We start from the raw sequence: 17,355 nt of genomic DNA on the forward strand, positions 1-17,355 counted from the left end.
GCCCTCAGACGTCAGGAGGGCAGCGTCAGTCGAGGGGCGTCGCTCACGAGGCGGGCGGTGTACGGATGCTGCGGGTCGGTGAAGACGTCGGTGGCGGTACCGGTCTCGACGATGCGTCCGTCCTTCATGACGGCGACTCGGTCGCTCATGTGCCGCACGACCCCGAGATCGTGGGAGATGAACAGGTAGCTGAGGCCCCGTTCAGCCTGCAGCCGGTTAAGGAGGTCGAGGACCTGCGCCTGCACGGTGACGTCGAGGGCCGACACCGGCTCGTCACAGACAATCAGCTCGGGTCGTGCGGCGAGGGCTCGAGCGATCGAGACCCGTTGCCGTTGCCCACCGGAGAGGAACAGCGGGCGGGACTCCGCAACGCCCGTCGGCAGGCCAACAGCGTCGAGGAGCTCGGCAACGGTGGATCGGTCGCCGACCGGGGCGGTATCGAGGGCGTCGGTGAGGATACGACGCACCGAGTAGCGCGGGTCGAACGAGCTGAGGCTGTCCTGGTAGATCGCTCCGATTCTCGAGCGGAGCGGACGACGATCCCGTTCACGCATCGTCGAGAACGGAGCGCCGTCGAGCAGCACATCGCCCTCATCGGCCCGGGTGAGTGCGAGCGCCAGTCGGGCGACGGTCGTTTTACCTGACCCGGACTCACCGACAAGGCCGAGGGTCTCGCCCCGCGCCACCTCGAATGAAACGTCGTTCACCGCACGGAACCTGTCGCCGGCTCGTGAATAGGTTTTGACGAGCGAGCGCGCTTCGAGAACCGGGCCAACGGCATCCGTCCATCGAGACGATCGCGCAGGAAGGACCCCGGTGCTGCCCGGGACCAGGGGGGTTCCGCGTGGCTTATCGGTGGGAACGGCGGCGATGAGGCGACGCGTGTACTCCTCACGCGGGGACTCGAGCAGCGCACGGGTTGGCCCGGCTTCGACGATGCGCCCGTCTTTCATCACGACGACTCGGTCGGCAATGGCGCTCACCACGGCGAGGTCGTGGCTGATCAGGAGGATGCCGGTTCCGCGGCTCTTGACCTCGGTGAGGAGGTCGAGGATGCGGGCCTGGATGGTGACGTCGAGCGCGGTGGTCGGTTCGTCGGCGATGACCAGCGGTGGGTCGAGCGCGAGAGCCGCCGCGATGAGCGCGCGTTGGCGGAGGCCGCCGCTCAACTCGCCCGACCGCAGGGTGAGCGCCCGTTCGGGGTCGGGCATGCCGACCTGCCTGAGCACCTCGATTACCCGGGCCCGAACGGCCGTGGCCGACAGGGTGGAGTGGAGACGGAGGCTGTCACCGATCTCCCGGCCGAGAGGGCGGAGCGGGTCGAGCGAGACGAGGGCGTCTTGCAGGACCAGCCCGATTTCGGGGCCGCGGATGCGCCGCCAGTCGCGCTCTGAGGCGGTCGTGAGGTCACGGCCGGAGAGCTGCATCCTCGACGCTGAGATGTGGGAACCTCGACCGGCGAGGCCGAGCAGTGACCGGGCCGTCACGCTTTTGCCCGAGCCGGACTCGCCGACGAGAGCGACGCACTGGCCCGGCTCCACCGTGAAGGTCAGGTCCTGCACGACGGTGGTATCGCCAAACGCGACGGACAACCCGGTCACCTCGAGCAGTGGTGCGGTCATCGGGTGCCTCCCGTACGTCGCGTCAGGCTGCGGCCGAGCACCGTGGTGGCAATGGTGGTGAGAACGATCATGAGTCCGGGGAAGACGGTGAGCCACCATGCGGTGCCGATGTAGGTGCGGCCGGCCGAGAGCATGGCCCCCCATTCCGCCGCGGGCGGTTGGGCGCCGAGTCCGAGGTAACTCAGCGCAGCCGCCCAGACGACGGCCTGGCCGATCCCGAGCGTGGCGAGGACGAGCAACGGTGCAAGTGCATTGGGGAGGATGTGCCTGGTGAGAACCCGTGCGGGACTGTGCCCAAGCACCCGGGCGGACTCGACGTAACCGGACGACCGGATACTGACGAGCTGACCGCGGACGATGCGCCCATAGCCCGGCGCCGTCGAGAGGCCGACGGCGATGGTTGCGGTCACTGGTCCCGGCCCGGCGATTACGATGACAAGGAGGGCGAGCAGCAGCCCGGGGAAGGCAAAGAGCACTTCGATCACGCGATTGACTGTGAAGTCGAGAGCCCGGCCGCCGAAGCCGGCGAGGACACCGAGGCCCAGGCCGAGCACGAGGCCGATGGCGGTCGCCGAGACGCCGATGAGCAGCGACGTGGAGGTGCCAGCCACCACCCGGCTGTAGATGTCGCGTCCGGATTCGTCGGTGCCGAACCAGTGGGCGAGAGACGGAGGCTGGAAGGCTTCCCGCGCCGAGATGGCATTGGGATCGATCCAGGAGATGGCGCCGGGAGCGACTGTCGCGACGAGGAGGAACAACACGAAGAGGCCAGCCAGCATTTCGCCGACGCTCGCGCGCCTGCGGCGAACAGGGGCGGCGCTCGCCGCAGCCGTGCGGAGGTCGAGTTCGCTCATCGTTCTCCCTCCGCGGTACGCAAACGCGGATCGGCAAGCCGCGACGCGGCATCCGTCAAAATCGTCATCACGATGTAGACCAGCGCGACGAGCAGGACGACGCCCGTGACGATCGGTACATCGCGCAGGGTGACGGCTTGAAGGAGAGTGCGGCCGAGACCGGGCCTCGCAAAGATCGTTTCAACCACGACAGCGCCGGAGATCAGGTAGCCGAGGGCCCAGCCGGACAGGCTGATGGCGGGCAGGCTGGCGTGACGGAGGGCGTGACGCAGGCGGATGCCTCCCTCGGATTCGCCGCGGGCGCGGGCCGAGACGATGAAGGGTGCGTCGAGGGTATCGAGCATCGTCTCACGCATAACTTGGGCCAGGAAGCCGGCGAGGGGAATGGCGAGGGTGACGGTGGGCAGGATGAGGCCGAGGACGCCGCCGGTCGAGACGGGCGGAAGCCAGCCCAATGCGCTGCTGAAGATAGCGATGAGGACGGTGGCAAGCCAGAAGTGCGGGAGCGCGGCTGCGGTGAGCTCGATGGCCTGGCCGACGGAACCGGCGATGCGGCCGCCTCCGGTTGACCAGAGCGAGAGAGCGAGGGCCGAGGCCCAGGCGACCAGCAGGGCGGAGAAGGCGAGGATGAGTGTGCCGCCAAGTTGAGCGGATAGCAGATCTGCGACCGGAACTTTGAGGGCGTAGGAGGTTCCAAGATCGCCCGTCAGCAGTCGGCCGAGGGCGTTGAGGTATTGCACGCCCAGGGGGAGGTCGAGACCGTAGTCGCGGCGAACCTGATCAAGCGTCTCCTGTGATGCCTGGGAGCCGGGCCCGCCCAATACCGCTTCGGCGGGGTCGCCGGGGATCAGTCGAATGGCGAAGAACGTGAGAGTCGCGACGGCCCACAGGACAAACGCTGCACCGCCGAGGCGCACGAGGAGCCAGCGCAGGACGCGGTGGCTCCTCGAGCGATCGACTCGATTAGTTGTTTGCAAGCCAGGTGTCATAGAAGGTCGGCGTCGACACCGTGGGGAGGGAACGGGCGCCTTTCACCTGGGTGCCGAGCAGGAAGTGGTTCTGCTGGTCGTAAAGCGGGAGGATGTGGAAGCCCTCAAGAATGATCTTCTGTGCCTGCTCGTACAGGTCCGCCCGTTCGGCATCGTCGGAGATTTCGCTTGCACGGGTGAGCAGGTCGTCGAGTTGCGGATCGCTGACCTGGGACAGGTTCGCGAAGTAGCCGCTGGGGGCAGGCACGATTCCGTCGGAGTGGTAGAGGATACGGAGGACGTCCGGTCCGACCTTCGTGTACGGGGCGCTCACGAGGTCGTAGTCGTTCTCGGCCAGGACGCCGTACCAGCTGGACAGGTCGAGCAGGCTGAGCTGCACGTCGAATCCGGCTTGCTTTGCGGTGGCCTGGATCTGTTCGAACAGCGACTGCTCGGCCGGGATGGACTGGTTCGTCGAGACCGGGAAATCGAGGGTGAGGCGCTCGCCGTCTTTCACCCGGAAGCCATCGGCGTCCCGCGCGGTCCAGCCCGCTGTGTCGAGCAGGGCGTTGGCGGCGTCGAGGTCGGTGGTGAAGAGTGACTCGTCGGAGTAGCCGACTGACTCGGCACTCGACAGCGGTGAGTAGGAACGCTTGGCTGAGCCGAAGAAGAGCGACTCGATGCCGTCGTTCACATCGACGGCACGGATGAACGCTTCACGGACGGCGGGGTCGTTGAACGGAGCGGCACCAGCGTTGAGCTCGATGCGGTTCGATGCCCCTGGCCTCGGCGCGTCGATGTGGGCCAGCGTTGTTGTCTTCTCAGCAGCGGCGATGGTGTCTGGCTGCGCGTTGTCGAGGATGTCGACCTGCCCAGCCTGCAGTGCAGCGTATCGCGATGCTGAGTCGGGGATGAAGCGCCATTCGATTGCCTCGAGGTACGCCTTTCCGTCGTGTTGAGCGTCCGCGGGCGGCGAGTTGTAATCCTCATTGCGGACGAGCGACACGTGGTCTTGCTTCACCCAGTCGTCGACCACGAATGGGCCGGTGCCGATGGGGGCCTGGCAGTTCTCTTCCATTCCACGGGCGATCCCGGCGGGGGATTCAATCGCGAGCCACGGCATGGAGAGTGACTCGAGCAAGGCGCTGTCCGGGGCGTTCAGCGTGAACTGCGCGACGGTATCTGAGATCGCCGTCACTGACTCGACCTTCCCCAATGCGAGGTAACCGGTCGATGACTCGGTAGCCGGGTCTTTGAGGTGTTCGACGTTGACCTTGACGGCGTCCGCGTCGAACGGCGTGCCATCGGTGAAGCTGACGTCGTCCTTGAGCGTGAAGTCCCACGTGAGGCCGTCGTCCGACACTGACCATTTGGTGGCTAGCCACGGGATGATCTCGCCTTCAGAATTGCGAGAGACGAGCGAATCGAGGAATTGTCCAGCCAGAAGTGCCTGCGGGTAATTTCCACCAACGTGAGGGTCGAGGCAGGTCGGTTCGGCGTCACCGCTTGCGTAGGTGAGAGTGCCTCCGGCGACGGGAGTGGAGGAAGCGGATTCCGTTGCTGGTTGGCAGCCGGTGAGAAGGAGCGCGAGCCCACTCGCGGCAGCAATCGCGGTGAGAGCCCGGCGGGCGGGGCGACGAGAGGGTGAATGCATGACTGATCCTTGGAAACCCGGAGGGCGGAGGGCGTCCAAACCGAATTATTGGACGCGGTGTAATAACTACACTACAACGTCATTTCTTCCCGCTGTTCCCACGGTTCCGGCGGGGTCGATACGCTTTTCGAGAAAGGAGCGGTCATGAATCACTCTCCGCAGGTCGGTCGTCCTCGTCGCTCCTCGCAGCGAATCCTTGAAGAATCGGCAGCAGAACTCTTCCTCGAGCAGACCTATGCCCGCACCACCGTCGACCAAATCGCTCAACGGGCGGGCGTAAGCCGGAATACCTTCTTCAACTACTTCGGCTCGAAGTCCGACGTTCTGTGGGTGGACATCGATGAGACGCTGGAGCGATTGTCGCTGGAGTTGGCTGCGGCAAGCCCGTCCGTTCCGGTGATGGATGCCGTTCGAGACGCGGTAACCCGGGTGGCTGCGGCCCATCCTGACGATCGAGTGCCGTGGGCCCTCACTCATGTGGACCTCATGGGCACGCGAGAGGAACTTGAGGCCTCGGGGCTCCGCCGGCTCATGAAGCAGAGCGATGTCTTGCGAGACTTCATCGGCCAGCGCGTCAGGTCGGCTGATAGCTCCCTTTCGCGGGCAGCTGCCTTCGCCACCCTGGCCGCCGCTGCGGCTGCCGCCGGGGCGTGGGTGAGCGCTGGCGTCGGGCGTCGCGCCCTCGCGGAATATGTAGCGGATGCCGTCGGGCCGGTGTGTGCGGGTTTTGCCGCGGTGATTGAGCCCGGTTAGTCCAAGATATGCCGCAGGTAGCGCTGCGGCGTGTCCAAATAAGATCTCCAGTGCGTGACGAGATCGAGATCCTCCCACTCAGCTCGCTCAATGCCCGTGTCGGATAGCTCGTAGATGGTCGCACCCGGAAGCGAAGCGAGCACAGGGGAGTGCGTTGCACACAGCACCTGCGATCCGTTGGCGACCAGGTCGGCGAACGAGCCGATGAGCGCCAGGGTGGAACTGAAGGAGAGGGCTGCTTCCGGTTCATCCAGGCAATAGAACCCCGGGCGGCTCAGGTAGGTCTCGACGACGGCGAGGAACGATTCGCCATGGCTCATGCTGTGGAAATCAGCACCGCCCTGAAGTGAGTCCTGGAAGGTGTAGTAGCCGTGCATTGTTTCGGCTCGGAGAAAGAAGCCCCATCGGGGTGCCCCCGGACGCCGAGTGAGCCGAATCCAGTCGCCGAGCGGTGATTCTGTGGGGCGTGTTTCATGAGCGGAATGGATTGTTCCACCCTCGGGCCCCAGACCGTACGCGGCCGCCACTGCCTCAATCAGCGTCGATTTCCCACTTCCGTTTTCCCCGACGAGGAATGTCACGCCTGGTCCCAGTTCGAGCCCGGAGGAGAGAATCTGGTCGATGGCGGGGATTGACGCGGGCCATGTCCCCGCCGACACCGCCGCTTCCGGCTGACGGTGAATGTCGCGCACCAGTCGCTGGTCGGCGAAGGGATCCTCGTTGCTCATGCAGTCATTCTTCCGCACGTTGTCCTTGATGACTTGTTCTATTGAAACTAGAACAATAGAATGAAACCGTGCTCCTCCGAATTGATCAATCCTCGACGACGCCGCTGTTCGACCAGCTCGCGTCGAGCATCCGTGGTGCCGCCATCACTGGCGGCGTGAAGCCGGGCGAACGACTGCCAGCCGCTCGTGACCTGGCCGAGTCGCTTGAGGTCAACGTGCACACCGTCCTGCGCGCATACCAGTTGCTTCGCGACGAAGGGCTTGTGGAACTGAGGAGGGGGAGAGGAGCGGTCGTCACCGACAGGGCCGAGCGTTACTCACAACTCAGCGCCGCCATCGACACGGTGGTCGTTGAGGCCCGCGCGCTGGGCATCGCGCCCGACACTGTGACCGCATTACTCCGAGAGGCCCTCAAATGACCGAGACCCCCACCATCGTTGGCCAGAAGCGCCATCTCATCTTCGGCATCGTGATCCCCGTCCTGATCAGTGTGGTCGGGGCCATCGTCGCTATGACCTGGCTGCCCCAATTGCCCGACACTGTGGCGATCCACTGGAGCGAGGACGGAGCTGACGGGTACGGCAGCCCGTGGACGCTCATCCTCATCCCGCCGGTCATCACTGTGCTGTTCACGGTCGCCACGGAATATACCGTCCGGGCGGCCCGCCGTGCACGCGGAGCGACCAACAACGAGAAAATCCTCGTTGCCACACGCAGTTTCCTCAGTGTGATCCTCACCACCGGCACCGTCGGATCGCTCGCGGTTCAACGTGGTCTCGCTGACGCGGCTGACGCGCCGAACATCAGCGCGCCCATGATCATCGGCGCCATCGGTGGGCTCGTCCTTGCCGCTGTGGTCTGGTTCATCCTTCCCACCGCTGCCCCGCTCACCTTCGATGAGAAGCCCGAGGCCGAGCCTCTCGACATCGCACCATCCGAGCGCGTCTACTGGGCGCGGACCGTGCACATCTCCGGTGCCGTCGTGGCGCTGATTGCTGTCGCCCTCGCTGTGGCCATCGGCGCCGCAATCCTCACGATGGTGTCATCGTCGAACGGATCCTCTCTTGCCCTCGGCGTCGCGGTCTTCGTCGCGCTGGTCTCCATCGGGATGTCGTTCTGGCGGGTCCGCGCAGACCGCCGAGGTTTCGTCGTCCGTGGTGCGCTGGGCTGGCCGCGAGTCACCATACCCAATGCCGACATCGACCAGGTGCGAGTCGTGGACGTGAACCCGACCGCGGACTTCGGCGGGTGGGGGTGGCGCTGGGCACCCGGGCGTCGCACCGGGGTCATCATGCGCCGTGGCCCAGGAATCGAAGTCACCCGGCGTGATGGCCGACGACTCGTCGTGACGGTTGACGACGCCGAGACCGGTGCGAGCGTCGTCAAGACACTCATCGCTCGTAGCTCGGCGCGTCGCTGACCACAGACTGAGAGCCCTCGAAGCTTCTCGCGCCGAAAATCGAGCTACACCCGCTATCCTTGAGGTAACGACTGCGATCCGGCCATCACCGGGGAGTCTCCGGAAGAACAGCTCCTCGAACCAGAGGAGCCCAGTAGAACCGGGCGGGTCTGGCCCGTCACAGCCAATGAACGAGCGGCCGACATGCGCGGCAAGCGAGGTGGTACCGCGGATCGAATGCTGATCCGCCCTCGCAGGTGAACATCGAACCTGCCGGGAGAACAATGCCTTACCCCAAATCACAGAACGACGCCGCTGGAGCGGCCTTCGGCGTGACGCCATCGCCCGCGTTCCCTGACATCGAGCGGGACGTCCTCGAATTCTGGAAGAACGACGCGACCTTCGAAGCATCCGTTTCGCACCGTGAAGGCGCCGACGAATGGGTTTTCTATGACGGCCCGCCGTTCGCCAACGGACTGCCGCACTACGGTCACCTGCTGACCGGATACGCCAAAGACCTGTTCCCGCGCTTCCAGACCATGCGCGGCAAGCAAGTGCACCGCCGATTCGGCTGGGACACGCACGGTCTCCCGGCAGAGCTTGAGGCTGAGCGCCAGCTCGGCATCACCGACAAGAGCCAGATCGAAGAGATGGGTATCGCCGCCTTCAACCAGGCGGCCAAGGACTCAGTTCTGAAGTACACCGAGGACTGGGAGCGATACGTTACCCGCCAGGCCCGCTGGGTGGACTTCGAGAACGACTACAAGACCCTCGACATCACCTTCATGGAGAGTGTCATCTGGGCATTCAAACAGCTCCACGACAAGGGGCTCGCGTACGAGGGTTACCGCGTCCTGCCGTACTGCTGGCGTGACCAGACTCCGCTCTCAAACCACGAGCTGCGCATGGACGACGACGTCTACAAGATGCGCCAGGACCAGACGGTCACGGTGACGTTCCCCTTGGTCGGTATCAAGGCTGAGTCGCTCGGTCTCACCGGGGTGCGGGCTCTGGCCTGGACAACGACCCCGTGGACGCTTCCTACCAACGCAGCCCTCGCCGTCGGTCCTGAGATCGAATATGCGGTCGTTCCCGCTGGTCCTTCTGGCACACCGGATGCCACCGTGCTGCGTGAGAAAGATCCGAACGTCAGCGATTCGACCGAGGTACTCGGTGGCGAATACCTCCTCGCAACGGCCCTGGTCGGTAACTACGCCAAGGACCTCGGCTACGACTCCGCCGAAGACGCGATCGCGGCGATCTCGCGCACCGTTGTCGGAGCGGAGCTTCAGGATGTGACCTACGACCGACTGTTCGACTACTACTCCGACGTCGAGGAGTACGGCATGCAGGAGGCATGGCGCGTCCTTGTGGCCGACTACGTCACCCTCGAAGACGGAACGGGCATCGTCCACCAGTCACCGGCCTATGGTGAAGAAGACCAGAAGATCTGCGAGGCCGCCGGCATCCCGGTCATCATCTCGCTCGATGACGGCGGAAAGTTCCTTCCCGCCGTGACCGACGTGGAAGGGCTGCTCTGGTCTGACGCCAACAAGCCGCTCACCCAGCTGATCAAGGCCAAGGGGCGGTTGCTCCGCCAGGCCAGCTACGAGCACTCCTATCCGCACTGCTGGCGCTGCCGCAACCCACTGATCTACAAGGCCGTCTCAAGCTGGTTCATCCGGGTTCCCGAGTTCCGTGACCGCATGGTCGAGCTCAACCAGGACATCAACTGGGTGCCGGACAACGTGAAGGACGGCCAGTTCGGCAAGTGGATCGGCAACGCGCGCGACTGGTCGATCAGCCGCAACCGGTACTGGGGCTCACCGATCCCGGTGTGGAAGAGCGACAACCCTGAGTACCCCCGCATCGACGTGTACGGCTCGCTCGACGAGCTTGAGCAGGACTTCGGTGTTCGGCCGACCGACCTGCACCGCCCGTACATTGACGAGCTCACCCGCCCGAACCCTGACGACCCCACCGGCCAGTCGACGATGCGACGCATCACCGACGTCCTCGACGTCTGGTTCGACTCGGGCTCGATGCCGTTCGCCCAGGTGCACTACCCCTTCGAGAACCGTGAGTGGTTCGATTCGCACAACCCGGCAGACTTCATCGTCGAGTACATCGGTCAGACGCGTGGCTGGTTCTACACCCTGCACGTCCTCTCCACCGCGCTGTTTGACCGCCCGGCGTTTAAGAACGTCGTGAGCCACGGCATCGTGCTGGGCAGTGACGGACAGAAGATGTCGAAGTCACTCCGCAACTACCCCGACGTCAACGAGGTCTTCGACCGTGACGGCTCAGACGCCATGCGTTGGTTCCTCATGTCGAGCTCGGTCCTCCGCGGTGGAAACCTCATCGTCACTGAGGAGGGCATCCGCGAGGGCGTCCGCCAGATGCTCCTGCCGCTGTGGAATACCTGGTACTTCTTCAGCCTCTACGCCAACACCGCTCGCGAGGGCGGCTATGACGCCCAGTGGCGCACCGACTCGACGGATGTGCTCGACCAGTACATCCTCGCGAAGACCCGGGTCGTCGTCGATGAGGTCGCAACGCACTTCGAGAACCTCGATTCGACGCTCGCGGCCGCTACCCTTCGTGACTTCGCTGACGTGCTCACCAACTGGTACGTGCGTCGCTCACGCGACAGGTTCTGGGCGGGCGTCGACGAGAACGGCAACGGCACCGAGGCGTTCGACACCCTGTACACCGTGCTCGAAACGATCACTCGTGCAGCGGCGCCTCTGCTCCCGCTCGTGGCCGAGCGCATCTGGAAGGACCTCACCGGTGGGCGCAGCGTCCACCTTGAAGACTGGCCAGACAGCTCGGCGTTCCCGGCCGACGATGTGCTCGTCGCGTCGATGGACCAGATCCGCGACATCAGCTCGACAGTTCTGTCGCTGCGCAAGCAGGCCGGCCGACGCGTTCGGCTTCCGCTGGCCACCCTCACGGTGGTCTCACCCGATCCCGAACATCTCGAACGGTTCGGCGACATCCTCCGCGACGAGCTCAACGTCAAGAATGTCGAGTTCGTGCCGCTGACCGACTCCAGCGCTGGTGACTACGGCATCACGTCGAAGCTCACCGTCAACGCCCGTGCAGCCGGGCCCCGCCTCGGCAAGAACGTGCAGACCGTGATCAAGGCAGCGCGTGCCGGCGACTGGAGCGAAATCGATGGCGTCGTCACGGCCGGGGGAGTGGAACTGCTTCCCGGCGAGTTCGAGCTGGTCCTCGAGACGGCAACCGCTGAGGGAGGAGCCGAGCACGCGCTTGCCCTGCTTCCCGGCGGTGGTTTTGTGCTCCTCGACACCCAGACCACGCCCGAACTCGAAGCGGAGGGTCTCGCTCGAGATGTGGTGCGTGCCGTTCAGGACACTCGAAAGGCCGCCGGCTTCGACGTGAGCGATCGCATCTCGCTCGGCCTGGTCTTCGAAAGCCCCAATGATGCGGATGCCGTCACCTTCGTCACCGAGGTCGACATTGCGTCCGAAACGCTGGCAACGTCCAAATCGCTGCACGCGTACGCCGAGGTCGACGAATCGCAGCTCGCGGGCACTCCGTCCGAGTGGTTGCCCGGCCTGCTCGGTGACGAGCCGGAGTTCTACAAGGAGTTCGCAGCAGGGCAGTTCGCGAACGCCGGATCATTCATCGTCGCGGTGCGCCGCGCAACCAGGAGCATCAATGTCTGATTTTGACGACGATTTCGCCGAGCAGGGCCAGGCGGTCTATGAGGCACTGCTGGCCCGAACGGGCGAGGCAGCACCGCAGCCGAGGCTTGAGCCGACCCGCCGGGTGCTCGACCTGCTCGGAGACCCGCAGCGTGCGTTCCCGATCATCCAGCTCACCGGCACGAACGGAAAGACGAGCACCAGCCGTCTGATCGAGAGCATTCTTCGGGCTTACGGGCTCCGCACGGGGCTGTTCACGAGTCCGCACCTCGTCCGGTTCAACGAACGTATTGTGCTCGACGGCGAACCGATCTCGAACGAGGCGCTCGCCCGCAACTGGGCTGACATCGAGCCGTACGTGCAGATGGTCGATGCTGAACTCGAGCAGGCGGGTGAGGTGCCTCTCACCTTCTTCGAGGTGCTCACGGTGCTCGCATACGCGAGCTTCGCAGACGCTCCCATCGACGTCGGTGTCATCGAGGTCGGGATGGGCGGCGAGTGGGACTCCACCAACGTCGCCGACGCGCAGATCGCCGTGTTTACGCCGATCGATCTTGACCACGTGGCTCGGCTTGGTTCGACGATCGCTGAGATCGCGCGCACCAAGGCTGGAATTATCAAACCGGCGGCCACCGTTGTGACGGCCGCGCAGCATCCGGACGCTCTCGCAGAAATTCGGAAGGCTGCGGAACGCGACGAAGCTCCGATCGTCGCCCAGGACGTCGATTTCGCGCTGACCGCGGATCACGTTGCGGTTGGTGGCCAGGTGCTGAGCGTTCGCGGTCGCGCGGGGGAGTACACCGATCTGTACCTGCCGCTCTATGGCGACCACCAGGGCCAGAACGCCGCGGTGGCCATCGCGGCGGTTGAGACCTTCCTCGGCAACGGAAGCCAGCCCCTCGCGAACGACCCGCTGGTTGAGGGGTTGTCGGAGGTGCTGTCTCCGGGTCGGTTGCAACTGGTCGGAATCGAGCCGACTGTGCTCGTCGACGCGGCACACAACCCGCACGGTGCACGGGCCTTGGCCGCTGCGCTCGGGAAGTACTTCGACTTCGCCGAAACCGTGTTCGTGATCGGTGTGCTCGGGGATAAGGACGCTGAGGGGATCCTCTCGGTTCTCGCGCCACTCGCCGCGCGCATCCACATCACGGCGCCAAGCTCAGAGCGGTCGATTCCGGTGGACGAACTTGCCGACCGGGCGACCGCCCTGGTGGGACCCGGCCTGATCTACCCCTTCGACTCGACGGAAGAAGCCGTGTTCGCCGCTCGAGACTGGGCGAACGAGGGCAGTTCGCGCCTCGTGGTCGTCACCGGTTCGGTGGTGCTCGCCGGCGAAATCCTCGATCTGGCGGAAGCCGAAGAATGGAAGAAAGCGTGAGACGCCCCCGACAGAGCGTGCAACAGTCGCTCGCATCGATCGTGCTCGGTTTCGAGCTGATCGTCATGTTCCTCGCGGCGCTCGTCGCTTTCGGGCTCAAGGCCCTGCCCGCGCCGGTCGCCCTGATCGGTGGCGCGGTACTCTGTCTGGTCATCGTGCTCACCCTGGCCGTGCTCCGCTACCGCTGGGGCGTCATTGTGGGCTGGGTCGTGCAAGGCGTTATCGTAGCTAGCGGCATCCTGGTGCCGATCATGTTCATCATCGGTGCGCTTTTCGCCGGCATGTGGGTTTACGCCATGGTTGCCGGAGGTCGAATCGACCGTGAAAAAGCCGCCGCCGCAGCGCAATTGGGAGACGAAACACATGGCCGTTGAAGAAACACTGGTTCTGATCAAACCGGACGGTGTTGCCCGCAGCCTCACCGGAGAAATCCTGCGTCGTATTGAAGCGAAGGGGTACTCGCTCGTCGACATTCGCCTCGTGCAGCCCGACCGCTCGGTTCTCGCCTCGCACTACGAGGAGCACGAGGGCAAGCCGTTCTACGAGCCTCTCGTCGAGTTCATGCTCTCGGGGCCCATCGTCGCTATTCGTGTCGCCGGTGACCGGGTCATCGAAGGCTTCCGCAGCCTCGCCGGCACTACCGACCCGACCACCGCGGCGCCCGGCACGATTCGCGGTGACCTCGGCCGTGACTGGGGACTCAAGGTTCAGCAGAACCTTGTGCACGGATCCGACAGCCCCGAGTCGGCTGCCCGCGAACTCTCCCTCTGGTTCAAGTAGTCCAGGTACACAGCGGGGCGTCCTTCGAGACGCCCCGCTGTGTCGTTTCCGGACGGCGGTTGAGTCGAGCTACAGCGACCGAAGAACGTCCAGACGCAACTGAGCGATAACCGCGATGATGAGGTAGCAGACGACGGTCAGAGGCACGATCCAGTTATAGAGCGTGCGGGCCGTCCGTCGAACGGTGGCTGTCGCCGGAAGGTGTCCGCGGCTGAAGTTGTAGAGGGTGACCGCGAGGAAGGCGGGAATGGTGACCGACCACGTCACCATGCACCACGGGCAGAGAGTGCCGAGCGTGAAGATGCTCTGCGAGATGAGCCAGATCACAAAGCCCAGCGCCCCAGCGAGCCCGACATTGAAAAGCACCCAGAACCAGCGGGCGAAGCCTGCGCCGGCCAGAATGCTCACGCCCACCGCGATGGGAGCCGCCCAACCGGCGAGCCCCAGCAGCGGATTGGGAAAACCGAATAGCGAGCCCTGCCACGACTGGAGGTTTGCGCCACACTGCACCAGCACGCTGAAGTCACAAGAGAGCGACTCGCCCGGCGCGGTCAGGGTGTGGATCTTCTCAATGGTCAGCGCAAAAGCGGCGATCTCGCCGATCACACCGGCGAGAATGAGGAAAGCGGCGAGGACTCGAGGGCTGTCGTCGGTTCTCTGCACGCTTCGGATTATGACACAGCGGGCCTCGTCGGTATCGGTGTGAATCGCTGTGGACGCACCCGGCGTGCGATAATGAGTGCACGACTATAGGGCCGCGCTCTACAGCCGTACAACAGAAGGCTTATTGGGCATGGCGCTCGTATGAAACAGCGCTCGCCCGGTGTTTGAGACAAAGTGTTCGTCAGACACAATCCGAAGGGGTTGTTCTGACAAAGAAGGTGCGTGACTAGAGCCAGAGGGCCGGTCACGGACATACAGGATTTGCGGGGAGTACGCGAAAGCGAGAAACCGCTCGAGAGTTCCCGGATGGGCAGCGCGGCTGTCGCACCGGACGAGGAGTGCACCAGGAATGGTGAATGAAAATTTTGATAACACGGCCGACACATCAATCAACCCCGAGAGCGTAACGCCAGACACGAAGATCGCTGAGGCGCAGGCAACGGATGCCACGTCCAGCGAAACCACGGATGTTGCTCCAGCTGCGTCCGAGGCGGGTGCGGACAACAACGCTCCGGTGGACGCAGCGGAGCAGGCCGACGCCGCTGAGCCAGCGACGCCCGATGAGAAGCCTGCTGCGTCGAATATCATCGCGGCGTTCTCCAACTCCCCGACGACGGCACTGTTCTTCCAGGCGCCGGATGTAAAGCCGTTGCCCGCTCATGATTACCGCGACGAGGCCCCAGACGACGATGACGATGAGCCATCCACCGTGCGTCGTCGTGCCCGCCGACGCTCAAGCGACGAACGCCGCACAGGCACCAACGATCCGGCCAATACCGTGGTCAAGGTTCGCCAGCCCCGCGAACAGCGCGAGCCTCGCGAGGTCGAGCAGATCACCGAGCCGCAGCGCATCAAGGGATCGACTCGGCTCGAAGCGAAGAAGCAGCGCCGCCGCGACGGCCGCGATGCCGGTCGCCGTCGTCCCGTCGTGACGGAAGCGGAGTTTCTCGCTCGCCGTGAGTCGGTCGACCGCAAGATGGTCGTCCGCTCCAAGGCCAACAAGATCCAGATCGGTGTCCTCGAAGACGGCGTCCTCGTTGAGCACTACGTTGCGCGCAACGAAGAGGCGTCACTCATCGGCAACGTCTACCTCGGACGCGTTCAGAACGTGCTTCCGAGCATGGAGGCTGCGTTTGTTGACATTGGCCGCGGCCGTAACGCCGTGCTCTATTCCGGCGAAGTCGACTGGGATGCTGCCGAGACCGGAAACCAGCCGCGTCGCATCGAGCTCGCCCTCAAGCCGGGCGACCGAGTTCTCGTCCAGGTCACGAAGGACCCTGTCGGTCATAAGGGTGCACGACTGACCAGCCAGGTCTCCCTGCCGGGCCGCTACCTCGTTTACGTTCCCAACGGATCCATGAACGGGATTTCCCGCAAGCTTCCCGACACGGAGCGCGCCCGCCTCAAGAAGATCCTCAAAGAGGTTCTCCCCGACAACGTCGGCGTGATTGTCCGTACGGCTGCTGAAGGAGCAACGCAGGAGCAGCTGACCCTCGACGTCAACCGGCTCATCAACCAGTGGGCAGAGATCTCACGCCAGGTTGAGACCGTACAGGCGCCAGCATTGCTTCACTCCGAGCCCGACCTGCTGATCAAGATCGTGCGTGACGTCTTCAACGAAGACTTCCAGAAGATGCTGATCGCCGGCGATGACGCCCAAGAAGTCATCGAGAGCTACCTCCGTGGTGTGGCACCTGATCTGCTGGAGCGCGTCGAGCGCTACGAGGGTAGCCGCGATGTGTTCGACGAGTACCGCATCACCGAGCAGATTGAGAAGGCGCTCGACCGCAAGGTCTGGTTGCCCTCCGGTGGTTCCCTCGTTATCGACCGCACCGAAGCCATGACGGTTGTTGACGTCAACACCGGAAAGTTCGTTGGCTCAGGCGGAAACCTCGAAGAGACCGTCACCAAGAACAACCTCGAATCCGCTGAAGAGATCGTCCGCCAGCTCCGGCTGCGCGACATCGGCGGCATCATCGTCGTCGACTTCATCGACATGGTGCTCGAGTCGAACCGCGACCTCGTGTTGCGACGCCTGATCGAATGCCTGAGCCGCGACCGCACCAAGCACCAGGTCGCCGAGGTGACTTCGCTCGGGCTCGTGCAGATGACCCGCAAGAAGCTGGGTTTGGGACTGCTCGAGTCCTTCAGCGAGCCGTGTGAGGTCTGCGCCGGGCGCGGAGTCGTCGTGCACCACGACCCTGTCGTCAAGCACCGCCAGACACCGCAGCCAGAGACCAAGCGCCGCGGCAAGAATGGCAACTCGAACGGCAATGGCGGGAATGGCAACCCGAACGCCAACTCCACCGCGGCGGCACAGGGGCCGAAGGTTCCGACCCACGCCATCACCGACGACGCAAAGAACGCTCTCGCCAAGATTGCAGCGTCAACGATCGTCGCTCATGCGGACGAGGAACAGCCGGCCGACGAGCTCATCGAGACCGTGGCAGCAGCCCCTGAGCGCCGCAACGAGTCACGTAACGAACGGCGCAACGACCGTCGGAAGAACCAGAAGGGCCAGAACCGCAACGGCCAGTCGAACTCGAACGGATCAAACGACTCAGCCGCTCCGGCCGAAAAGAGCGCGCCTGAACTCGTTGACGAAACGGCTCACGCTGCCGATGCATCGGACTCGGCTGCACTGTCGATCTTCGACATTCCGCTGGAGCCGACCCGCAAGCCCAAGCGTGTCGACCCGCGTGATGCGGAAGACCTCCTTGGGTCCGTTCTCGACGCGCTTCCCGAACCGAAGCAGCCGGGAACCGGTCGTGCGCGACGTCGTCGGGTGACTACTGCCGCGCTGACGGGAACTCCGGTTGCCCACGATGCGCAGGGGTCATCGCCTACAGCGACTGAGTAGTTCCGGCATCACATCGACGGCGGCC

Annotated in this window: 14 protein-coding genes; 8 read left to right on the top strand and 6 right to left on the bottom strand. The window is 64.4% G+C overall.

Going from position 1 to position 17,355, the window contains the following annotated elements; genetic code table 11:
* Positions 1 to 11 precede the first annotated feature (11 nt).
* The 4 genes from L1277_RS03610 to L1277_RS03625 are packed head-to-tail and all read right to left on the bottom strand — an operon-like array spanning position 12 to position 5,098.
* The gene (locus L1277_RS03610) at positions 12 to 1,622 is read right to left on the bottom strand and encodes an ABC transporter ATP-binding protein (RefSeq protein ID WP_253374966.1); all 1,611 of its coding nucleotides are present in this window, start codon (positions 1,620 to 1,622) and stop codon (positions 12 to 14) included.
* Entirely contained in the window at positions 1,619 to 2,476 is an 858-nt protein-coding gene (locus L1277_RS03615; protein WP_374110153.1) for an ABC transporter permease, read from the bottom strand. The genes L1277_RS03610 and L1277_RS03615 overlap by 4 nt, the downstream gene beginning before the upstream one ends.
* The gene (locus L1277_RS03620) at positions 2,473 to 3,465 is read right to left on the bottom strand and encodes an ABC transporter permease (protein WP_374110154.1); all 993 of its coding nucleotides are present in this window, start codon (positions 3,463 to 3,465) and stop codon (positions 2,473 to 2,475) included. Before L1277_RS03620 ends, L1277_RS03615 begins: the two co-directional genes overlap by 4 nt.
* Positions 3,440 to 5,098, bottom strand: coding sequence for an ABC transporter substrate-binding protein (locus tag L1277_RS03625; protein WP_253374968.1), 1,659 nt, complete (start codon positions 5,096 to 5,098; stop codon positions 3,440 to 3,442). Before L1277_RS03625 ends, L1277_RS03620 begins: the two co-directional genes overlap by 26 nt.
* Positions 5,099 to 5,242: 144 nt before the next feature.
* Between L1277_RS03625 and L1277_RS03630 the strand changes: the two genes are divergently transcribed.
* Positions 5,243 to 5,851 carry a TetR/AcrR family transcriptional regulator gene (locus tag L1277_RS03630; protein ID WP_253374969.1) on the top strand — a complete coding sequence of 203 codons (609 nt, stop codon included), beginning with the start codon at positions 5,243 to 5,245 and terminating at the stop codon, positions 5,849 to 5,851.
* Here L1277_RS03630 and L1277_RS03635 read toward each other — a convergent pair.
* Positions 5,848 to 6,579 carry an AAA family ATPase gene (locus tag L1277_RS03635; RefSeq protein WP_253374970.1) on the bottom strand — a complete coding sequence of 244 codons (732 nt, stop codon included), beginning with the start codon at positions 6,577 to 6,579 and terminating at the stop codon, positions 5,848 to 5,850. The genes L1277_RS03630 and L1277_RS03635 overlap by 4 nt on opposite strands.
* Positions 6,580 to 6,647: 68 nt before the next feature.
* On the opposite strand from L1277_RS03635, the gene L1277_RS03640 reads away from it, so the two are divergent.
* The 6 genes from L1277_RS03640 to ndk all read left to right on the top strand — a co-directional run bounded on the left by L1277_RS03640 (position 6,648) and on the right by ndk (position 13,807).
* Positions 6,648 to 6,998, top strand: coding sequence for a GntR family transcriptional regulator (locus L1277_RS03640; protein ID WP_253374971.1), 351 nt, complete (start codon positions 6,648 to 6,650; stop codon positions 6,996 to 6,998).
* Positions 6,995 to 7,999, top strand: a complete 1,005-nt coding sequence (locus L1277_RS03645; protein WP_253374972.1) for a DUF1648 domain-containing protein — start codon at positions 6,995 to 6,997, stop codon at positions 7,997 to 7,999. The genes L1277_RS03640 and L1277_RS03645 overlap by 4 nt, the downstream gene beginning before the upstream one ends.
* Positions 8,000 to 8,262: 263 nt before the next feature.
* Positions 8,263 to 11,670, top strand: coding sequence for an isoleucine--tRNA ligase (ileS, locus tag L1277_RS03650; protein ID WP_253374973.1), 3,408 nt, complete (start codon positions 8,263 to 8,265; stop codon positions 11,668 to 11,670).
* Positions 11,663 to 13,027, top strand: a complete 1,365-nt coding sequence (locus L1277_RS03655; RefSeq protein ID WP_253374974.1) for a folylpolyglutamate synthase/dihydrofolate synthase family protein — start codon at positions 11,663 to 11,665, stop codon at positions 13,025 to 13,027. Before ileS ends, L1277_RS03655 begins: the two co-directional genes overlap by 8 nt.
* A complete protein-coding gene (locus L1277_RS03660) occupies positions 13,024 to 13,401 on the top strand; it encodes a DUF4233 domain-containing protein (protein ID WP_253374975.1) in 378 nt (125 codons plus the stop codon). Before L1277_RS03655 ends, L1277_RS03660 begins: the two co-directional genes overlap by 4 nt.
* Entirely contained in the window at positions 13,391 to 13,807 is a 417-nt protein-coding gene (ndk, locus tag L1277_RS03665; RefSeq protein WP_253374976.1) for a nucleoside-diphosphate kinase, read from the top strand. Before L1277_RS03660 ends, ndk begins: the two co-directional genes overlap by 11 nt.
* Before the next feature lie 69 nt (positions 13,808 to 13,876).
* On the opposite strand, the gene L1277_RS03670 is transcribed toward ndk, so the two are convergent.
* Positions 13,877 to 14,470: a vitamin K epoxide reductase family protein gene (locus tag L1277_RS03670; RefSeq protein ID WP_253374977.1), complete on the bottom strand. Its 594-nt coding sequence runs from the start codon at positions 14,468 to 14,470 to the stop codon at positions 13,877 to 13,879.
* A 349-nt stretch (positions 14,471 to 14,819) separates the two neighbouring features.
* On the opposite strand from L1277_RS03670, the gene L1277_RS03675 reads away from it, so the two are divergent.
* A complete protein-coding gene (locus tag L1277_RS03675; protein ID WP_253374978.1) occupies positions 14,820 to 17,330 on the top strand; it encodes an Rne/Rng family ribonuclease in 2,511 nt (836 codons plus the stop codon).
* Positions 17,331 to 17,355 lie beyond the last annotated feature (25 nt).

It is taken from the genome of Okibacterium sp. HSC-33S16, assembly GCF_024171565.1.
Taxonomy (GTDB): Bacteria; Actinomycetota; Actinomycetes; order Actinomycetales; family Microbacteriaceae; genus Mycetocola_A.